This is a genomic window from Leisingera sp., assembly GCF_982940295.1.
Genome location: NZ_CEYXRG010000003.1, coordinates 70,476 through 87,726, shown reverse-complemented (window position 1 = coordinate 87,726; position 17,251 = coordinate 70,476). Strand labels below are relative to the sequence as shown.

The following is a 17,251-nucleotide window of genomic DNA, read 5'->3' as shown; positions in this document are numbered from 1 at the left end:
AACCGATGATTGCAATTTGCGGTTAACGCGCTCTTAACCGCCGGAGCACAAACAGCCGGATGGCGGAGGCCAGCCCGCAATCCTCGCCGCGGCTTTCGTCAATTTCGGCTGCCAAGTCGTTGATTGCCCGGTCTTCTGTGGCTGCGATCTCGCGGAAGGCGTCCCAAAAGTCATCCTCCAGCGACACCGACGTCCGGTGCCCGCGCAGGGTCAAGGAATGCTTCTTGGGCCGGGAGTTCATTCGTCGCGCTTGTGCTCGTCCAGGCGTTTGACCTCTTGCGCGTTGCGCGCCTTGTCCAGGTCTTTTTCCGCCTTGGTCCGTCCGAAGGTCACAGCGTTCTGGTCAGCGCGGGCCCTTTTCTCGGCCCGCGCTTTTTCTTTTCTGTACCGGTTCAGATTGACCGGCCCTGAACCGGAACCTGCCATCAGTCCTTGGGCCCGATCATCTGCTCAGGCCGCACCACCGCGTCAAAGGTGGCTTCATCGACAAAGCCCAGCTTGACCGCCTCTTCCTTCAGGGTGGTGCCGTTCTTGTGCGCGGTCTTGGCAACGGTTGTGGCGTTGTCGTAACCGATGGTCGGCGCGAGCGCGGTGACCAGCATCAGGCTTTCCTTCATCAGCTTGTCGATGCGCGGCTCGTTGGCCTTGATGCCGTTCAGCATCCGCTCGGTGAAGCTGTCCGCGGCATCGCCCAAAAGCTGGATCGACTGCAGCAGGTTGTAGGACATCATCGGGTTGTAGACGTTCAGCTCGAAATGGCCCTGGGAGCCTGCGAACTTGATCGCCGCGTCATTGCCCATCACGTGGGCGGCGACCTGGGTCAGCGCCTCTGCCTGGGTCGGGTTCACCTTGCCCGGCATGATCGAGGAGCCGGGTTCGTTCTCCGGCAGGATCAGCTCGCCCAGGCCGGAGCGCGGACCGGAGCCGAGGAAGCGGATGTCGTTGGCGATCTTGTAGCAGCTGCCCGCGATGGTCGCGAGCGCGCCAGACAGGAACACCATGGCGTCATGCGCCGCCAGCGCCTCGAACTTGTTGGGTGCGGTGACAAAGGGCAGGCCGGTGATCTCGGCCATGTTGGCGGCAACGGTCTCGCCCCAGCCCTTCTGGGTGTTCAGGCCGGTGCCGACAGCGGTGCCGCCCTGCGCCAGCTCGTAGATGCCGGGCATCGCCGCCTCGACCCGCGCCAGACCCTGACGGATCTGATGGGCGTAACCGCCGAATTCCTGGCCCAGGGTCAGCGGTGTCGCGTCCTGGGTGTGGGTGCGGCCGATCTTGATGATGTCCTTGAACTCTTCGGACTTCTTTTCCAGCCCTTCGGCCAGCTTGGTCAGGCCCGGCACCAGCACGTCGCGCACCATCATCGCGGTGGCGATATGCATCGCGGTGGGGAAGGTGTCGTTGGAGGACTGGCCCATGTTGCAGTGATCGTTCGGGTGCACCGGATCCTTGGAGCCGATCACGCCGCCCAGGATCTCAATCGCGCGGTTGGCGATCACCTCGTTGGAGTTCATGTTGGACTGCGTGCCGGAGCCGGTCTGCCACACCACCAGCGGGAAGTTGTCGTCGAACTTGCCGGCCACCACTTCGCTGGCGGCCTGGATAACGGCATCTGCGATCTTTGCGTCCAGCTTGCCCGACTCCTTGTTTGCCATGGCGCAGGCCTGCTTGATCACGCCAAGCGCGCGCACGATGGCAACCGGCTGCTTTTCCCAGCCGATCGGGAAGTTCATGATCGAACGCTGGGTCTGCGCGCCCCAGTACTTGTCTGCGGGGACCTCAAGCGGGCCAAAGCTGTCGGTTTCGGTGCGGGTTTCGGACATCCGTCTTCTCTCCGTTGCGTATGCGATTGTATGCCGTTTAGCCTGCGCGCTGCTGCAGTGCAATTGGCCAGTTGCGCGCAGCATAGCCAATCACGCGGTCAGGTATAGTGCCGAATTGGCGCAATCCAAGACATGCCATTGCCTGAAACCATGCTATGATTACAGTGCGAGGGCAGGCTTGGACATCCGGAAGGAATTGCGACGTGCCGACGCATTTGCGAACTCTCAAAATCCCATTGGGCCTAGCTGCTATGCTTGTGGCGGGGGCCCTCTTGCTGCTGCCGCATTGGGCGCGCGCCGATATTTCCCGTTTTGTTGGCGAATACGCCGGCAGCGTCGAGATCGTGAAGGCTGATGGTGACACCGATCCCCGGGACATGAGTGTTGTGATCCGCGAAATGAAGAAGGGGTTCACCATCAAATGGACCTCCACCACTGAAAAAGACGACGGTCGGCGGAAATCCAAGACTTATGAGATCGAATTCCTGCCCAGCGGCCGCAACGGTGTCTTCTCCGCAGCCATGACGCGCAACGTCTTTGGCCATTCGGTGCCGCTCAATCCAATGGAGGGCGAGCCGTTTGTCTGGGGCCGGATTACTGGCGATAAGCTGACGGTGTTCTCGCTGTATATCCACCCCAACGGCGATTACGAGATGCAGCAGTACGACCGGACTTTGGCCGAAGGCGGTCTGGATCTGGAGTATACCTCGCGCCTGAACGGCGAGCCCCGGCGGCAGTTGAGCACTTTCCTGGCCCGGCAGTAATCCGGACAAGAAAAAGGCGGCCTGCGAGGCCGCCTGACGTTAACCGGGATGGTCTTCCGCGTTATTTGCGGAAGCTGTCCAGTGAAACGATATCGGCGTTTTTCTTTTCTTCTGCAGGAGCTTGGACATTGTCCTGCTCCTCGTCGGCGTCCGGCACCGCTGCATAGCTTTCCGGCTCCTCATCGGCGCTTTCAAAACGCAGGCCGAATTCCACCGACGGGTCCACGAAGGTGCGGATAGCGTCATAAGGAATATAGAGCGGTTCGGGCGAGTCACCGAAATTGAGCGTGACGGCAAACCCCTCGTCATCCACAGTCAGATTGTCGAACCAGTGCTGCATGACCACGGTCATTTCACCCGGGTAGCGGTCGGACAGCCAATCGGCCAGTTCCACATCCGGATGTGCCGTGTCGAAGGTGATGAAAAAGTGGTGGTTACCGGGCAAGCCGTTCTCAGCGATGTCCTGCAGCACGGTCCGGATCAGGCCGCGCATGGCAGTGTGCATCAGGTTGCCATAGTCGATTTCACGGGACATGCAGTCACCCCTTGTTCATTTGTTCTCAAGCATAAGAGATTCTGGCGGAAACAAAAGACCGCCCTTTCGGTCAGCGAAAAAATTCTTGGAACCGCACGGCCCTCCGGTGGCCGTCGCAGTCAGCTGATTGCAAACGGGAATTCCGCAATGGCTAAACCGGCGCAGGCCATCGCGGCAAGCAGCAGCAGCATATTGCCGCGCACGGTCCAGGCGGCCAGCGGCGCCAGCAAAACCAGCAGCACGGCCCGCGTGTCCACGCTGTCCCAGACGGGGACGGGAACATGCAGGATGCCTGCCTCAAACACCTGCGTTCCGGCAAAGGCCACATGCATCAGGAACCAGACCGACAGGTTCAGGATCACGCCCGCGACCGTGGCGGTCACCGCCTTCAGCGCCATGCCCAGCCGCGGATGCGCTGCTATGCGTTCCACATAAGGCGCGGCGGCAAAGATCCACAGAAAGCAGGGCATGAAGGTCGCCCACAACGCCACCGCACCCGCGGCCAGAAACAGGCCCAGCCCGTCCTGCAGCAGGCCCGACAGCATGGCGACAAACTGGGTGACCAGGATCAGCGGGCCGGGGGTGGTCTCGGCCAGTCCCAGCGCGTCGATCATTTGCCCGGCAGTGATCCAGCCGAACTGGCTCACCACCGTCTGACTGATGTAGGCCAGCACCGCGTATGCCCCGCCAAAGGTCACCACGGCGAGTTTGGAGAAGAACCAGCCCACATCGGCCAGAAAGCCCGCGCCGGACAGGCTGAGCGCGATCAGCGGCAGCAGCCAAAGGCTGCCCCAGACGGCAACGGTCCGCAGTGTGCTGGCCGCCTGAAACGGTGCGGCGGAGGCGGGCAGATCCGGGTCTTCTGCCTTGCGAAAATATCCGGTAACCGCCGCGGCCAGCACCACCAGCGGAAATGGCAAGTTGAGCAGGAACAGCGCGGCAAAGCCGAACCCGGCCAGCATCCAGTCCACCCTGTGGCGCAGCGCCTTGGCCGCCAGCCGCCGCAGCGCTTGCAGGATGATGACGACAACAGCGGCCTTGATGCCCAGAAAGGCCGATTGCACCGCGGGGAGGGTGCCGTATTGCACATAGAGCCAGGCCAGCAGGGCAATCACCGCCGCGCCCGGCAAAACGAACAGCAGCCCCGCCAGCAGCCCGCCGGCGGTGCCGCGCATCTTCCAGCCGGTATAGGTGGCCAGTTGCATCGCCTCCGGTCCCGGCAGCAGCATGCAAAAGGACAGGCCGCGCAGGAAACTCTCCTCGCTCAGCCACGGGCGGTCCTCGACCAGCTCCTTGTGCATCACCGCAATCTGCGCCGCCGGGCCGCCAAAGCTCAGCACCCCGATGCGCCCGAACACACGGAACATCTCCGCCCAGCCGGGATGGCTCATGCCTTGCGGTCCGCGGGCCAGTCGTGGCCTTCGCCCTGGCCATCGCGGGCCCAGCGGTACAGCGCGTCATAAAGGGTCATGCCTGCCTCAAGCTGCTGATGGTCGTCCTTGTACTGGCGCGACAGTCCCACCGAAAGGGCGAGAAGCCCTGCTGCCTCGGGTGCCAGATCGTGCCGGTTGGTATCGGCGCCTCTCACAACCCGGGCCAGGGTGTCAAGCGCGGGCGTGCGCAGGCCGAATTCGTCCAGCATGGTGTCAAAGGTGCATTGTTCGCCCCGGTGCGACCAGAACACATCCTCGGTATCGAATGGCGTGGCGCCAAAGCGTTCGGCTACGGCTGTCACCTCAGAGGGCGTGACAAACAGAAAGCGCGCCTCCGGGTCCGCAAAGCGGCGGATCAGCCAGGGGCAGGCGATACGGTCGATCTTGGGCCGATGCCGGGTCACCCACAGGGTTCTGCCGCCCACTGGAGCGGGCAGGGCCTCGAAGGGCAGGCGCGGCGCGCCTTTGAGGTCGCGCCAGGCGTGCATGCCGCCCTGAAGGTATTCCGCTACGATCCCGTCATTGCGCAGCCAAGCCGCCACGCCTTGCGACAATTTGAGGCCCTTCTGGCAGATCACCACACAGCGCCGCCCGTTCAGGCGGGCCTTGAGGCCCTCGATATCCGAATGCGAATGCCTGAAGGACCCCGGGATCAGATAGGGGTCGGCAGCAAAGTCTTCTTCAGTGCAGATATCGGCCAGTACCGGGGCGTTGGGGGTGCCAATCAGGCGCAGCAGTTGGGCGGGGGTGATTTCATTCGGGGCAGCCATGGGCATGTCTCCTCGCAAGCAAGGTTAACATGCGAACCTTGGGCTGTCGCCTCACGGGGCGTTCGCGGTTGTCCCCCTGTCTTTAAAAAGACCAGCCGGGGCAGCCCTGTCAAGCCCGGGAGCCGCCGCCGGCAGAGAGTAAGCGCCAGCTACCTGAGCCGCTCACCGGTCAGGCAGATGGCCATGGCCTCAGGCGGCAATTGCCCCAGCTTCTCGAACATTCGAAAATAATCCATGTTGGAGTGCATCTCGGTGATCCTGCCGTCCTGTACCCGGGCCATGACCTGGCCGGTGATTTCAAACGGCTCGCCGTCGCGGGGATTGCTGGTTGCTGCCAGCATCCGGACAGAGACCCATTCGTCTGTCTCCATCACATGGGTAAAGGTCACCTTGATCGGGCCCAGCAGGTTGCGCAGCGCTGCGACCACCTCGCCGTAATCGCTTTCCGGTTCTGCCAGGGCAGAGACCGCCCCGGAGATCAGCGTGTTGCGGCCCATGATTTCGGGAACGGCATTCAGGTTTCCTTTGCCCCAGACTTCTTCGAACCAGTAGTGAAGCACACGGGTCAAAGGCATATCTGCCATGCTGGCCGGATCAAATGGCGCCGCCATGGCCGTCTGGGGTGCGGACGCAGCGGCCCGGCGGGTAACTATGGTTTCAGTTTCAGTTTCAGTTTCAGTTGCAGGTTCGGTGAGGGGCTGAGTCATTCTTTTCGTCGCGTAAAGCCGTGCCTGGTCAGGCAGGCATCAGTGGGGCAGGGCAGCTGGCCGCAGTGTTTCTGGCGGCGGGCGGCAGAGCAGGTCGGGGGGAACACTCCGGGTTCGCCGGGCTGCTGTTGCAGTTTCGGGATATCAACATCGCGCAGGCAATGGCATGGGCAGTTTTCTTGCAGGCCGGTTCCGGTACATACTCCGGCATCCTAGCCTGTGGCTGCAGGAATTACAGCTCTAACATAAAGTTTTTAGGCATTCACCGCAGACCAGCCGAAGCCCTTTCCCTGCAGTGGTGGAGGAAGTGCAGGTTTCTGTTGCCAGGTACCTGCGAACCCCGCCTTACGCGGCTAGGCGCAAGGGCTTAGATTTCGATTCCTCGAACTGCTTACGCAGCCAGAGCAACCGGAGCACGATTGTCGTTTGCAATTGTACTGTTTGGGCCGGTACGGTGGCACCCCGCCGAGACAAAGCAAACCCCTTTAGACGTCCGTCGATCCTGTTTCGGCCCCATGATCCCCAAACGAAGGATTTTGGTGGAGCCGCCGGGTACCGCCCCCGGGTCCGATCCGCTTATTACGAGCGCGTTTATGTCCATAGTTCCACAAGGGAACAGCAGCTATATAATGCGCTTCTGTGCGGTTGCAAAGGGGGCAACCGGAATCCTGCGAGGATTCCGGCCAGTTTTCCGGCGCGGAAAACTGGTGCTGTGCCGCCAGAAATCCTCGCAGGATTTCTGGCCGTTTTCCGCGCCGGAAAACGGCGCCGTCACACCAGTCTGCGGATCGGGGCGCTGTTGCAGAAGACGACAACCTGCTCGCGGTTCAGCACTGCCTGAAACCCGCGGGCGCGGACTTCGGCCAGAAAGGCCTCCATCCCGGCATAGCGCTCGATGTCGCGGATCTTGCGGCGCAGCACCTGGCCGTTCTGCACCGCCTTGCAGGCGAAGATATCGCGCAGCCAGACTTCGGGGGAAAGGGCAGAGCCGGGTTTGACCATGCCGCCAGTGTCCCGGGTCATGGTTAACAAAGTGTTGACTGCCTATCTTTGCGCCCGCGCGGCAAAGACGTCGGAAGCCAGCTTGCGGGTTTCGCTCTCCAGGTCCTGCAGGCCGGAGACTGCTGCGCTGCCGTCGCCTGCCTCGATGGCATCGGCAATGCGGGAATGCAGGCCGGTGATCGCCTCCCGGTCGCGGGCGGTGAAGGTGATCATGTTCATCAAGGGCTGCATTGCCTCCACCGCGCCGGCCAGCTGGTAGGAAAGCACCGGGTTGCCCGCGCCATCCACCAGTGCCCGGTGAAACGCCACGTCAGAGGCGCAGAAGGCCTCGTCGGTCAGGCCCGGCTGCCCCTGGCGGAAGATCTCCGCCCGCATCGTCGCCAGATGGTCGGCACTGCGGCGCTCGGCTGACAGCGGTGCACAGGCACGCTCCAGCGCGTAGCGCGCCTCGCAGGCGGTATCGAAACTCACCGCGTTCATGCTCAGCAGCAGGGTCGACGTGGTGATCTGCTGCGAATAGGCGTCCTCGAAACTCAGCCGGTTCACGAACGCACCGCCCGCCGCGCCGCGCTGGGTGCGGATCAGCGATTGCGCCGCCAGCCGTTTCAGCGCCTCGCGCACCGTCGGGCGGGAGACCTGGAAGTGATCCGACAGCTCCGCCTCCGACGGCAGCCGCTCATCGACAATCAGCTCGCCGGAAATGATGGCATCCTTGATCGCTTGGGCTATCTGAACCGAAAGATCGGCGGAGCTGTTGGGATCAATCTTCATACCCGGTATCCTGACGCTGCGTAATGCCGGATCTGGCCCGGCAAGAAATCATTTGTCTGACATTTAAAAGTCTGACATTTAAAACTCAAGACGTGAGTCGCAGACCCTCTTACCCGGAGCGCGCCATGAAAGCCATTCTGGCACAACGGATCAGAACCATGGGAGGCTGGCATTGGCTGGGCCTGTTCGGGCTGATCCTGGGTGCGTGGGTCTTGCTTTATGCGATGTCGGTGCCGGCCGAGCTGCGCGCGGCTGGCGCGATCTACGGGCCCGATTTCTGGCGCGATTTCTGCACGCTGACCCCGGATGCGGCGGGCTTTGGCAAGATGCTGATGATGTGGGCGCTGATGTCGGCGGCGATGATGGCGCCGACCGCGCTGCCCGCCTTTGCCACCTATGAGGACCTGTCCCATACCGCGCCCGACACCAGTTTCACCCGGCTGGTGGGCGGTTATCTGGCGGTGTGGCTGGGCTTTTCGGCGCTGGCCGCCGTACTGCAGCTGGGGCTGTTCCAGGCAGATCTGCTCACCGCCTTTGGCGACAGCAACTCGCGCTACCTGTCGGCAGGGCTGCTTCTGGTCGCAGGCGGCTACCAGTTCTCGCCAGTGAAGGAAGCCTGCCTCAGCAAATGCCGCCGCCCGCTGGTGTTCTTCATGCAGCACTGGGACGAGGGCCCGCTGCGCAACGGGCTGCGGCTGGGTCTGGTGTGCTTGGGCTGCTGCTGGGCACTGATGCTGCTGGCATTCGCGGGCGGCACGATGAACATCGCCTTCATGGGCCTCGCGACCGTGATCATGATTTTGGAGAAGCTGCCGGACCTGGGCCGCTACATCACCAAACCGCTGGGTGCGGGGCTGGTGATTGCGGCGCTGGCACTGGCGGCAGGGATTATCTGAGAGGGAGACTAAGACATGGCCTTGGACGCCGCAACGGGCACCGTGCCCTGGACTATCAAGGGGGAGCTTATCCTCAACTGCAACTGCACCGTGTTCTGCCCCTGCGTGGTGTCGCTGGGCAAGCACCCGCCGACCGAGGGCCACTGCCAGGCCTGGGCGGGTGTGCGCATCGACGCGGGCGATTACGGCGGGGTTGACCTGTCGGGCCTGAACGTCGGCCTGTTCCTGGAGATCCCCGGCAACATGGGCCGCGGCAACTGGAAAGCGGCGGCCTATATCGACGACCGCGCCTCGGAAGACGCCTATGACGCGCTGGTCGCGATCTTCTCGGGCGCGGCGCGCGGCACCACCGGGCTGTTCTCCATGCTGGTGGGCGAGTTCCTGGGCGCCGAACGCGCGCCGGTCACCTTCGAGACCGAAGGCAAGGAGCGCCGCCTGATGGTTGGCAAAAAGATCCAGGGCGCTGTGGTCCCGGTTGAGGGTAAGGACGGCAAGGACATCGTTGTCACCAACACCGAATACTGGATGGGCCCCGACATCACCGTCGCCACCGCCACCAAAGGCCGCGTCCGCGCCTTTGGCCGGGTTTGGGATTTCGATGGCCGTTCTGCCGAGATCTGCCAGATCGACTGGCACGGCCCGAAATAAGCGGCTTTTCCGGCGGCGGCTCGTCTGCGGCCGCCGGGCATACTGCACATGGTTCTGGGAGGAATAGCCATGGCCCTGATTTCCCCGTCGCGCCGCCTTCGGCGCACCCCGTTTTCCGAAGGCGTCGAAGCCGCCGGCGTCAAGGCTTATACGGTCTACAACCGGATGCTGCTGCCCACTGTCTTCGAAAGCGTGGAAGCGGACTACCGCCATCTGAAGCGCCACGTGCAGGTTTGGGACGTGGCCTGCGAGCGCCAGGTGGAGCTGCGCGGCCCCGACGCCGGGCGGCTGATGCAGATGCTGACACCGCGGGACCTGCGCGGCATGACGGCAGGCCAGTGTTTCTACGTGCCCATCGTCGACGAGACCGGCGGCATGCTGAACGATCCGGTGGCGGTCAAGCTGAGCGACGACCGCTGGTGGATCTCGATTGCCGACAGCGACCTGCTGCTGTGGGTCAAGGGCATCGCCAACGGCTGGCGGCTGGATGTGCTGGTGGATGAGCCGGATGTCTCGCCGCTCGCAATCCAAGGCCCCCGCGCGGACGACCTGATGGCCCGTGTCTTTGGCGAGGAGGTGCGCAAGATCCGCTTCTTCCGCTTCGGCATCTTCCAGTTCGAGGGCCGCGACATGGTGATCGCGCGCTCCGGCTATTCCAAGCAGGGCGGCTATGAGATCTACCTCGAAGGCGGCGATCTTGGGATGCCGCTGTGGAACCGTCTGTTTGAAGCGGGCGAGGATCTGCAGGTCCGGGCCGGCTGCCCCAACCTGATCGAACGGATCGAAGGCGGTCTGCTGAGCTACGGCAACGACATGACCGACGACAATACCCCGCATGAATGCGGCCTGGGCAAGTTCTGCAACACCCATACGGCAATTGGCTGCATCGGCCGCGACGCCCTGCTGCGGGTGGCCAAGGAGGGGCCGGTGCAGCAGATCCGCCCGATTGCGATTGACGGCGATGCCGTGCCAGGCTGCGACCGGCCATGGCCTGCCTTTGCGAATGGCAAGCGGGTGGGGCAGGTGACCTCCGCCGCCTGGTCGCCGGACTTTGAGACCAACGTCTCTATCGGCATGATCCGCATGACCCATTGGGATGCGGGCACGAAACTTGAGGTGGAAACACCTGACGGTATGCGCACAGCCTCCGTGCGCGACACATTCTGGATTTAAGGAGAAGGCAGATGTTCAACGCATTGGTTGTGAACAAGGACGAAGAGAGCGGCAAGACCTCTGCCGCGGTCGAGCAGATCAGCCTGGATCAGCTGCCCGAGGGCGAGGTGACCGTGGCGGTGGAATACTCCACCGTGAACTACAAGGACGGGCTCTGCATCGGTCCGGGCGGCGGGCTGGTGCGCAAGTACCCGCATGTGCCGGGCATCGACTTTGCCGGCACCGTCGAGGCCTCCTCGGATGACCGGTACAAACCGGGCGATAAGGTTGTGCTGACGGGCTGGCGCGTGGGCGAGGCCCATTGGGGCGGCTACAGCCAAAAGGCCAATGTGCGCGCGGACTGGCTGGTGCCGCTGCCCGAAGGTCTTGATACCCGCCACGCGATGGCGGTAGGCACTGCAGGCTTCACCGCGATGCTTGCGGTGATGGCGCTTGAGGACCACGGCCTCGAGCCGGGCCACGGACCGGTTCTGGTCACAGGTGCCGCGGGCGGCGTGGGGTCGGTCGCCACCGCAATTCTCGCGAACCTCGGCTATGAGGTCGCTGGTGTCACCGGCCGCCCGGAAACCGCTGACTACCTGAAAACGCTTGGCGCAACCCAGATCGTGGCCCGCGAGGAGATCAACGAGACCACCAAGCGGCCGCTGGAAAGCGAATCCTGGGCGGGCTGCGTGGACGCCGTCGGCGGCGCCATGCTGGCGCGGGTGCTGGGGCAGATGAAATACGGTGCCTCGGTGGCGGCAGTCGGCCTGGCAGGCGGTGCCGGGCTGCCGGCGACCGTCATCCCCTTCCTGCTGCGCGGCGTGAACCTGCTGGGCATCGATTCGGTCATGCAGCCCTACGACAACCGTGTGCGCGCCTGGCAGCGGATTGCCAAGGACCTGCCAATGGACAAGCTGGACGCGATGATCCAGCCCGCTACACTCAGCGACTTGCCGCAACTGGGTGCGGATATCCTCAAAGGCCAGGTCAAGGGCCGCGTCGTGGTGGACGTCAACGCCTAAATCCTTATAATAAATTGCATCTACCGGATGAACGCGCGGCGCTGTCCGCGCGTTTTTCATGTGTGCCGCGGCTCTTCCGCGGACCAGAGGGACGGAGCATTGCCGCAATTGCGCGGCCTCTGCAGCGCTCCGCCCGGTGCTCTTCCGGCCCCGCGCCGGCGGTGCATATAATTTGAAGCAAGAGGAGGGAGACCGTGTATTCCAAAATCATGGTGCCCGTCGATCTGGCCCACGCCGACCGCCTTGAGCGGGCGCTGAAAATGGCATCGGATCTCGCGCATCTCTACAACGCAGAAGTGATTTTCGTGGGGGTAACCTCACCCCAGCCCAGCAAGGTGGCGCATAACCCGCAGGAATATGCGGCAAAACTCGATGAGTTCGCGTCCGGCCAGGCAGCCAAGCACAGCATTACCGCTTCGGGCCATGCCATTGTCAGCCACGATCCGGCGGTGGACCTGGATGCCACCCTGGTTAAGGCCTGCAGCGATACCGGGGCCGGGCTGATCGTGATGGCAAGCCATGTTCCCAGCGTGAGCGATTATCTGTTCCACGCCCACGGCGGGCGCGTGGCCGAGAAGGCACCGGTATCGGTGCTGGTCGTTCGTGAAAGCTGACCGTGGGGGTCCTTTAAAAGCGCAGGCGCCAGCTTGCGGGGCCAAAGAGTATTGGGCCGAAGTTTACAGGGAAGGAGGCCGCAATGGCTGACGAAACCACAAATCAGGGTATCCCCGCCCCGGAAGGCGAAGCGGATATCATCGATACCGAATACGAGATCGGGCAGGATAACATCGAAACTCAGATCGGCCCGTTCGGTGTCGACATCCACAACCCGGTGTTCCTGGTCTCAGGCCTCGTCATCGTGGCCTTCGTGTTCTACGCGCTGGCGCTGCCGGAGCAGGCGGGCGCATTCTTCAACTGGCTGCGCCCGACGGTGACCAGCACCTTTGACTGGTTCTTCTTCGGCGCGGCAGACCTGTTCGTGCTGTTCTGCCTGTTTCTGATCGTCTCCCCCTGGGGCAGCGTGCGGCTGGGCGGCAATGAGGCAACGCCGGATTACACCTACATGGGCTGGTTCGCGATGCTGTTCGCGGCGGGTATGGGCATTGGCCTGATGTTCTATGGCGTCAGCGAGCCGATGAGCCACTTCTCCACCGCGTTTGGCGGCACGGCCGAGCCGGAGGGCGGCGGTGCCCGCTCTGACTGGGCTCCGCTGGGCGCAGCTGCCGGGAATGAGGCGGAGGCTGTGCGCCTGGGCATGGCGGCAACGATCTTCCATTGGGGGCTGCACCCTTGGGCGATCTACGCCATCGTGGCACTGGCGCTGGCGCTGTTCACTTATAACAAGGGCCTGCCGCTCACCATCCGCTCAGCCTTTTACCCGATCTTCGGGGAGCGTGTCTGGGGCTGGACCGGCCATATCATCGACATCCTGGCGGTCTTCGCCACGCTGTTCGGTCTTGCCACCTCGCTGGGGTTCGGGGCGACGCAGGCGAATGCCGGCCTGAATGAGCTGTTCGGGGTGCCGATGGGTGCCACCACAGAGGTGATCCTGATTTCCGCGATCACGGCGGTTGCCCTGATCTCGGTGCTGCGCGGCCTGGACGGCGGCGTCAAGGTGCTATCGGAAATCAACATGGGGCTGGCTTTTCTGCTGCTGGTCTTCGTGCTGCTGGCCGGACCCACCGTGGCGATCCTGACGGGGTTTGCCACCAGCCTGGTGGCCTACATCGAATACCTGCCCGCATTGTCGAACCCGATCGGGCGCGAGGACGTGAACTTCAGCCAGGGCTGGACCGCCTTCTACTGGGCCTGGTGGATCAGCTGGTCGCCGTTTGTGGGCATGTTCATCGCCCGCGTCAGCCGTGGCCGCACGGTGCGGGAGTTCGTGATCTGCGTGCTGCTGATCCCGAGCCTTGTCTGCGTGCTGTGGATGAGCGTCTTTGGCGGCACCGCGATCCATCAGGTGCTGGCCGACGGCTTCACCGGGGCGCAGGACGCGTCGCTGGAACTCAAGCTGTTCAAGATGCTGGGTGAGCTGCCGCTGGCCGGGATCACTTCCTTTGTCGGGATCGTGCTGGTGGTCGTGTTCTTCGTGACCTCGTCCGACTCCGGCTCGCTGGTGATCGACACCATTACCGCAGGCGGCAAGGTCGATGCGCCGGTGCCGCAGCGGGTGTTCTGGTGCATCTTCGAGGGTGCCGTTGCCATCGTGCTGCTGCTGGGCGGCGGTCTGGCGGCGCTGCAGGCGATGGTGATCTCCACCGGATTGCCGTTCACCGTGGTTCTGCTGCTGATGTGCTGGGCAATCTTCCGCGGGCTGCTGACCGAAGCGCGCTGAGGCATCTTCAGAAAACGGCAAAACGCCCCGGCCGTGCAGCCGGGGCGTTTTGCGTTGTCAGCCGTTGTACTTGAAGAACCCGAGCGAGTTGCCGTCCGGGTCGGTGGCATAGAAAAACCGCCCCGGCGGGATGGCGATGGTCTCCGACACCACCTTGCCGCCGGCATCTGTGACCCGTTCCATCACATCCTCCAGTTCGCCCTCGGCCGCCAGGTGCAGTGTCGGGCCGCGGCCGTCGCCCGCGGGTTTTCCGGGGTAGAGATGCAGCGCGATGCCGGCCGCCTGATCGGCGGGCTTGAACATCGCAATCGGGTTGGGGCCGCTGGTGTCGATGCTCAGGTCCGCACCAGTGACCTTGGAATAAAACGTCACTGCCGCGTCCAGATCGCTCACGGGCAGCTCGCCCCAGACCAGGAAATCCTTGGGAGTAAAGGCCATGTCAAATCCTCCATGTTTGCCTGGGGGGCAAGGTCTCATGCCCTGTTGCCAGTTTCTGGCATCAGCCTGCGGGCTTGACCGCCGCGGCGCCGGGACGCTATCACGCTTGCGTCCTGAGCCGGGAATTCCGGCTTGCAGGGCTGCCTGCGATCCCTCAATCCTTGTGCGGGAGCGCGGCTCGGCTGGAAGACCTGCCATGTTCGGGGAGATCCCTGGCATGTGCCGGCCTTCCCATCGGACCGCAGCGATTGAGGAGAGATTTGCAATGACTGCTTTGGATATTGATTTCGTCCGGGCCCAGTTTCCGGCCTTTGCCGAACCCAGCCTTCAGGGCCAGGCGTTTTTTGAAAACGCGGGCGGCTCTTACACCTGCCGCCAGGTGATTGACCGGCTCACCCGGTTTTACACCCAGCGCAAGGTGCAGCCCTACGCGCCCTATGAGGCCTCGCGCCTGGCAGGCGAGGAGATGGACGAGGCCCGCGCCCGCCTGGCTGCCCTGATGGGCGTTGCCGCAGAGGAGCTGAGCTTTGGCCCCTCGACCACCCAGAACACCTATGTGCTGGCTCAGGCGTTCAGGAAGTTCATGAAACCGGGCGAGGCCATCATCGTCACCAACCAGGACCACGAGGCCAACAGCGGCCCCTGGCGGCGGCTGGCAGAGGAGGGGATTGAGGTCCGCGAGTGGCAGATCGACCCGCAGACCGGCCATCTGGACCTGGCGCAGCTGGAAACCCTGCTGGACGAAAACGTCCGCCTGGTCTGCTTCCCGCATTGCTCCAACGTGGTGGGGGAGATCAACCCGGTGGCAGAGATCACTGCGATGGCCCACGCCGCAGGCGCCTTTGTCTGTGTTGACGGCGTCTCCTACGCGCCGCACGGGCTGCCCAATGTGGATGACCTCGGCGCCGATATCTACCTGTTCTCCGCCTACAAAACTTATGGGCCGCATCAGGGCATCATGGTCATCCGCAAGGCGCTGGGCGAGCTGCTGCCGAACCAGGCACATTACTTCAACGCCGGTAGCCTCTACAAACGCTTCACCCCGGCAGGCCCGGACCACGCCCAGGTGGCGGCCTCTGCCGGTATGGCGGATTACGCTGAGGCGCTGGCGTCCCATCATGGCCACGCGGGCACCGCTGCGGAAACCGGCGCCTTTGTCCACGACCTGATGCGCGCGCATGAGGTGAAGCTGCTGCAGCCGCTGCTGAACGCTGTGAAGGACCGCAATGATGTCCGCCTGCTGGGGCCGTCCACTGCCGAAAACCGCGCGCCGACGGTTGCCCTGGCACTGAACCGTGCCGCGGAACCGGTGGCCGCCCAGCTGGCAGAATTTGGCATCATGGCCGGCGGCGGCGATTTCTACGCCGTCCGCGCGCTGGAGGGGATGGGCATTGATCCAGCCCAAGGCGTGCTGCGTATCAGTTTCACCCACTACACGTCCGAAGCCGAGGTCGCCAAGCTGATCGAGGCGCTGGACCGGGTGCTGTAACGCGAACTGGACAAGGAAATCGACATGAGCAGCCGTCCCCCGGTGATTTGGTGGATCAGGCGTGATCTCCGCCTGTGTGACAACCCGTCCCTGACGGCTGCCGTGAACAGCGGCGCCCCTGTCCTTCCTGTCTACATCCTGGACGATCAGGATGAGACGCTGGGCGCCGCCCCCAAATTCCGTCTCGGCCTGGGGCTGGAGCACTTCGGACGGCAACTGGCCAAGGCAGGCTCCCGCCTGATCCTGCGCCGCGGCAAGGCGCTGGAGGTGTTGCGGGATCTGATCGAAGAAACCGGTGCAGGGGCCGTGCACTGGTCCCGTCTCTACGACCCGCAGGCCATCGCCCGGGACAGCGAAATCAAGCAGCAGCTCAAGGAGCAGGGCGTCGAGGTCAGATCCCACGGGGGCCGGCTGCTGTTCGAACCCTGGACGGCAGAGACCAAGGCCGGCGGCATGTTCAAGGTCTACACCCCGTTCTGGAAGGCGGTGCGGGGCCGTGATGCGGACAGCCTGCGGCCCGCGCCAGCAAAACTGCAGGCACCGGACATCTGGCCCGCCAGTGAGGATTTGGCCGATTGGCAGATGGGCGCCGCAATGCGCCGCGGCGCGGATGTGGTGGCCCGTTACTGCCGGGTGGGAGAAGCGGCAGCACAGGACCGGCTGGACGCGTTCCTGGAAGACAAGGTGGACGCCTATAAGGCCCGCCGCGATTTCCCGGGCGAGGACGCCACCTCCGGCCTGTCGGAAAACCTCGCTTGGGGCGAGATCAGCCCGCACCGCATGTGGCGCCAGGGCCGCGCAGCGCTGGAACGCGGCAGCCAGGGGGCTGAACACTTCCTGAAAGAGATCGTCTGGCGCGAGTTTGCCTATCACCTGATGTACAACTCGCCGCACATCCTGACGGACAGCTGGCGCGAGGAATGGCAGGCCTTCCCCTGGTCGCAGGACATCACCCCGCAGGTGCAGGCCTGGCGGCGCGGGCAGACAGGTTACGGCTTTGTCGATGCTGCCATGCGGGAGCTGTACGTCACCGGCAAGATGCACAACCGGGCCCGGATGATCGCCGCAAGTTTTCTCACCAAGCATCTGATGGCGCACTGGAAAATCGGCATGGACTGGTTTGCGGATACTTTGGTGGACTGGGACCCGGCGTCCAATGCCATGGGCTGGCAATGGGTTGCAGGCTCCGGTCCCGATGCATCCCCCTTTTTCCGCGTCTTCAATCCGTCGGGGCAGCTGGAGAAATTCGACCCCGACGGCACCTACACCCGCCGCTGGATTGCCGAAGGCCAGGGACAGCCGCCGCAAACCGCACTGGACTTTTTCGACGCCACGCCGCTGTCCTGGCGCCTCGCGCCTGACGGTGCCCGCGCGGAGCCTGTTGTCATCCTGCAGGCCGGCCGGGAACGCGCGCTCACGGCCTATCACGAAGTCCGTGAAAACCGCTAACGCACAGTTTTCTT

At 63.6% G+C, this 17,251-nt stretch carries 19 protein-coding genes and 1 other RNA gene; 9 read left to right on the top strand and 11 right to left on the bottom strand.

What is annotated here, in order from left to right; genetic code table 11:
* Positions 1-22: 22 nt before the first annotated feature.
* Genes AC4HIX_RS03715 through fumC form a run of 3 tightly spaced genes read right to left on the bottom strand, consistent with a single transcriptional unit; the run spans position 23 to position 1,820 of the window.
* Positions 23-241 carry a ribbon-helix-helix domain-containing protein gene (locus AC4HIX_RS03715; RefSeq protein WP_475052492.1) on the bottom strand — a complete coding sequence of 73 codons (219 nt, stop codon included), beginning with the start codon at positions 239-241 and terminating at the stop codon, positions 23-25.
* Positions 238-426: a DUF4169 family protein gene (locus AC4HIX_RS03710; protein WP_490397933.1), complete on the bottom strand. Its 189-nt coding sequence runs from the start codon at positions 424-426 to the stop codon at positions 238-240. Before AC4HIX_RS03710 ends, AC4HIX_RS03715 begins: the two co-directional genes overlap by 4 nt.
* Positions 426-1,820, bottom strand: coding sequence for a class II fumarate hydratase (fumC, locus tag AC4HIX_RS03705; RefSeq protein WP_475052486.1), 1,395 nt, complete (start codon positions 1,818-1,820; stop codon positions 426-428). Before fumC ends, AC4HIX_RS03710 begins: the two co-directional genes overlap by 1 nt.
* Positions 1,821-2,071: 251 nt before the next feature.
* On the opposite strand from fumC, the gene AC4HIX_RS03700 reads away from it, so the two are divergent.
* Positions 2,072-2,584 (top strand): hypothetical protein, encoded by a 513-nt coding sequence (locus AC4HIX_RS03700; RefSeq protein ID WP_490397932.1) that lies wholly within the window; start codon positions 2,072-2,074, stop codon positions 2,582-2,584.
* 61 nt (positions 2,585-2,645) lie between these two features.
* Here AC4HIX_RS03700 and AC4HIX_RS03695 read toward each other — a convergent pair whose 3' ends face one another.
* The 7 genes from AC4HIX_RS03695 to AC4HIX_RS03665 form a co-directional block, all read right to left on the bottom strand.
* Positions 2,646-3,119, bottom strand: a complete 474-nt coding sequence (locus AC4HIX_RS03695) for an SspB family protein (RefSeq protein ID WP_475052482.1) — start codon at positions 3,117-3,119, stop codon at positions 2,646-2,648.
* Between the two features lie 119 nt (positions 3,120-3,238).
* Entirely contained in the window at positions 3,239-4,510 is a 1,272-nt protein-coding gene (gene chrA, locus AC4HIX_RS03690; RefSeq protein ID WP_490397931.1) for a chromate efflux transporter, read from the bottom strand.
* Positions 4,507-5,322, bottom strand: a complete 816-nt coding sequence (locus tag AC4HIX_RS03685) for a chromate resistance protein ChrB domain-containing protein (protein WP_490397930.1) — start codon at positions 5,320-5,322, stop codon at positions 4,507-4,509. Before AC4HIX_RS03685 ends, chrA begins: the two co-directional genes overlap by 4 nt.
* 149 nt (positions 5,323-5,471) lie before the next feature.
* A complete protein-coding gene (locus AC4HIX_RS03680; RefSeq protein WP_475052476.1) occupies positions 5,472-5,897 on the bottom strand; it encodes a nuclear transport factor 2 family protein in 426 nt (141 codons plus the stop codon).
* Positions 5,898-6,335: 438 nt separating this feature from the next.
* Positions 6,336-6,685, bottom strand: a transfer-messenger RNA (tmRNA) gene (ssrA, locus tag AC4HIX_RS03675).
* 115 nt (positions 6,686-6,800) lie between these two features.
* A complete protein-coding gene (locus tag AC4HIX_RS03670; protein WP_490397929.1) occupies positions 6,801-7,052 on the bottom strand; it encodes an aspartate aminotransferase in 252 nt (83 codons plus the stop codon).
* 21 nt (positions 7,053-7,073) lie between these two features.
* A complete protein-coding gene (locus AC4HIX_RS03665; RefSeq protein ID WP_475052472.1) occupies positions 7,074-7,802 on the bottom strand; it encodes a FadR/GntR family transcriptional regulator in 729 nt (242 codons plus the stop codon).
* Positions 7,803-7,927: 125 nt separating this feature from the next.
* Here AC4HIX_RS03665 and AC4HIX_RS03660 point away from each other — a divergent pair, with 125 nt between their 5' ends.
* The 6 genes from AC4HIX_RS03660 to AC4HIX_RS03635 all read left to right on the top strand — a co-directional run bounded on the left by AC4HIX_RS03660 (position 7,928) and on the right by AC4HIX_RS03635 (position 13,861).
* The gene (locus AC4HIX_RS03660; protein WP_490397928.1) at positions 7,928-8,698 is read left to right on the top strand and encodes a DUF2182 domain-containing protein; all 771 of its coding nucleotides are present in this window, start codon (positions 7,928-7,930) and stop codon (positions 8,696-8,698) included.
* Positions 8,699-8,713: 15 nt separating this feature from the next.
* Positions 8,714-9,346 (top strand): DUF1326 domain-containing protein, encoded by a 633-nt coding sequence (locus tag AC4HIX_RS03655; protein WP_475052468.1) that lies wholly within the window; start codon positions 8,714-8,716, stop codon positions 9,344-9,346.
* Positions 9,347-9,415: 69 nt separating this feature from the next.
* Positions 9,416-10,519 (top strand): dimethylsulfoniopropionate demethylase, encoded by a 1,104-nt coding sequence (locus AC4HIX_RS03650; RefSeq protein WP_475052466.1) that lies wholly within the window; start codon positions 9,416-9,418, stop codon positions 10,517-10,519.
* An 11-nt stretch (positions 10,520-10,530) separates the two neighbouring features.
* Entirely contained in the window at positions 10,531-11,523 is a 993-nt protein-coding gene (gene acuI, locus AC4HIX_RS03645) for an acryloyl-CoA reductase (RefSeq protein WP_490397927.1), read from the top strand.
* 194 nt (positions 11,524-11,717) lie between these two features.
* Entirely contained in the window at positions 11,718-12,137 is a 420-nt protein-coding gene (locus AC4HIX_RS03640) for a universal stress protein (RefSeq protein WP_475052462.1), read from the top strand.
* 83 nt (positions 12,138-12,220) lie between these two features.
* A complete protein-coding gene (locus tag AC4HIX_RS03635) occupies positions 12,221-13,861 on the top strand; it encodes a BCCT family transporter (RefSeq protein WP_490397926.1) in 1,641 nt (546 codons plus the stop codon).
* A 57-nt stretch (positions 13,862-13,918) separates the two neighbouring features.
* Here the strand turns inward: AC4HIX_RS03635 and AC4HIX_RS03630 are convergent, their stop codons facing one another.
* Positions 13,919-14,299 carry a VOC family protein gene (locus tag AC4HIX_RS03630; protein WP_490397925.1) on the bottom strand — a complete coding sequence of 127 codons (381 nt, stop codon included), beginning with the start codon at positions 14,297-14,299 and terminating at the stop codon, positions 13,919-13,921.
* A gap of 265 nt (positions 14,300-14,564) precedes the next feature.
* On the opposite strand from AC4HIX_RS03630, the gene AC4HIX_RS03625 reads away from it, so the two are divergent.
* Both AC4HIX_RS03625 and AC4HIX_RS03620 read left to right on the top strand, forming a co-directional pair.
* Positions 14,565-15,788 carry an aminotransferase class V-fold PLP-dependent enzyme gene (locus tag AC4HIX_RS03625; RefSeq protein ID WP_490397924.1) on the top strand — a complete coding sequence of 408 codons (1,224 nt, stop codon included), beginning with the start codon at positions 14,565-14,567 and terminating at the stop codon, positions 15,786-15,788.
* 24 nt (positions 15,789-15,812) lie between these two features.
* Complete coding sequence (locus AC4HIX_RS03620) at positions 15,813-17,237, top strand: cryptochrome/photolyase family protein (protein ID WP_490397923.1); 1,425 nt, start codon at positions 15,813-15,815, stop codon at positions 17,235-17,237.
* Positions 17,238-17,251: the final 14 nt, after the last annotated feature.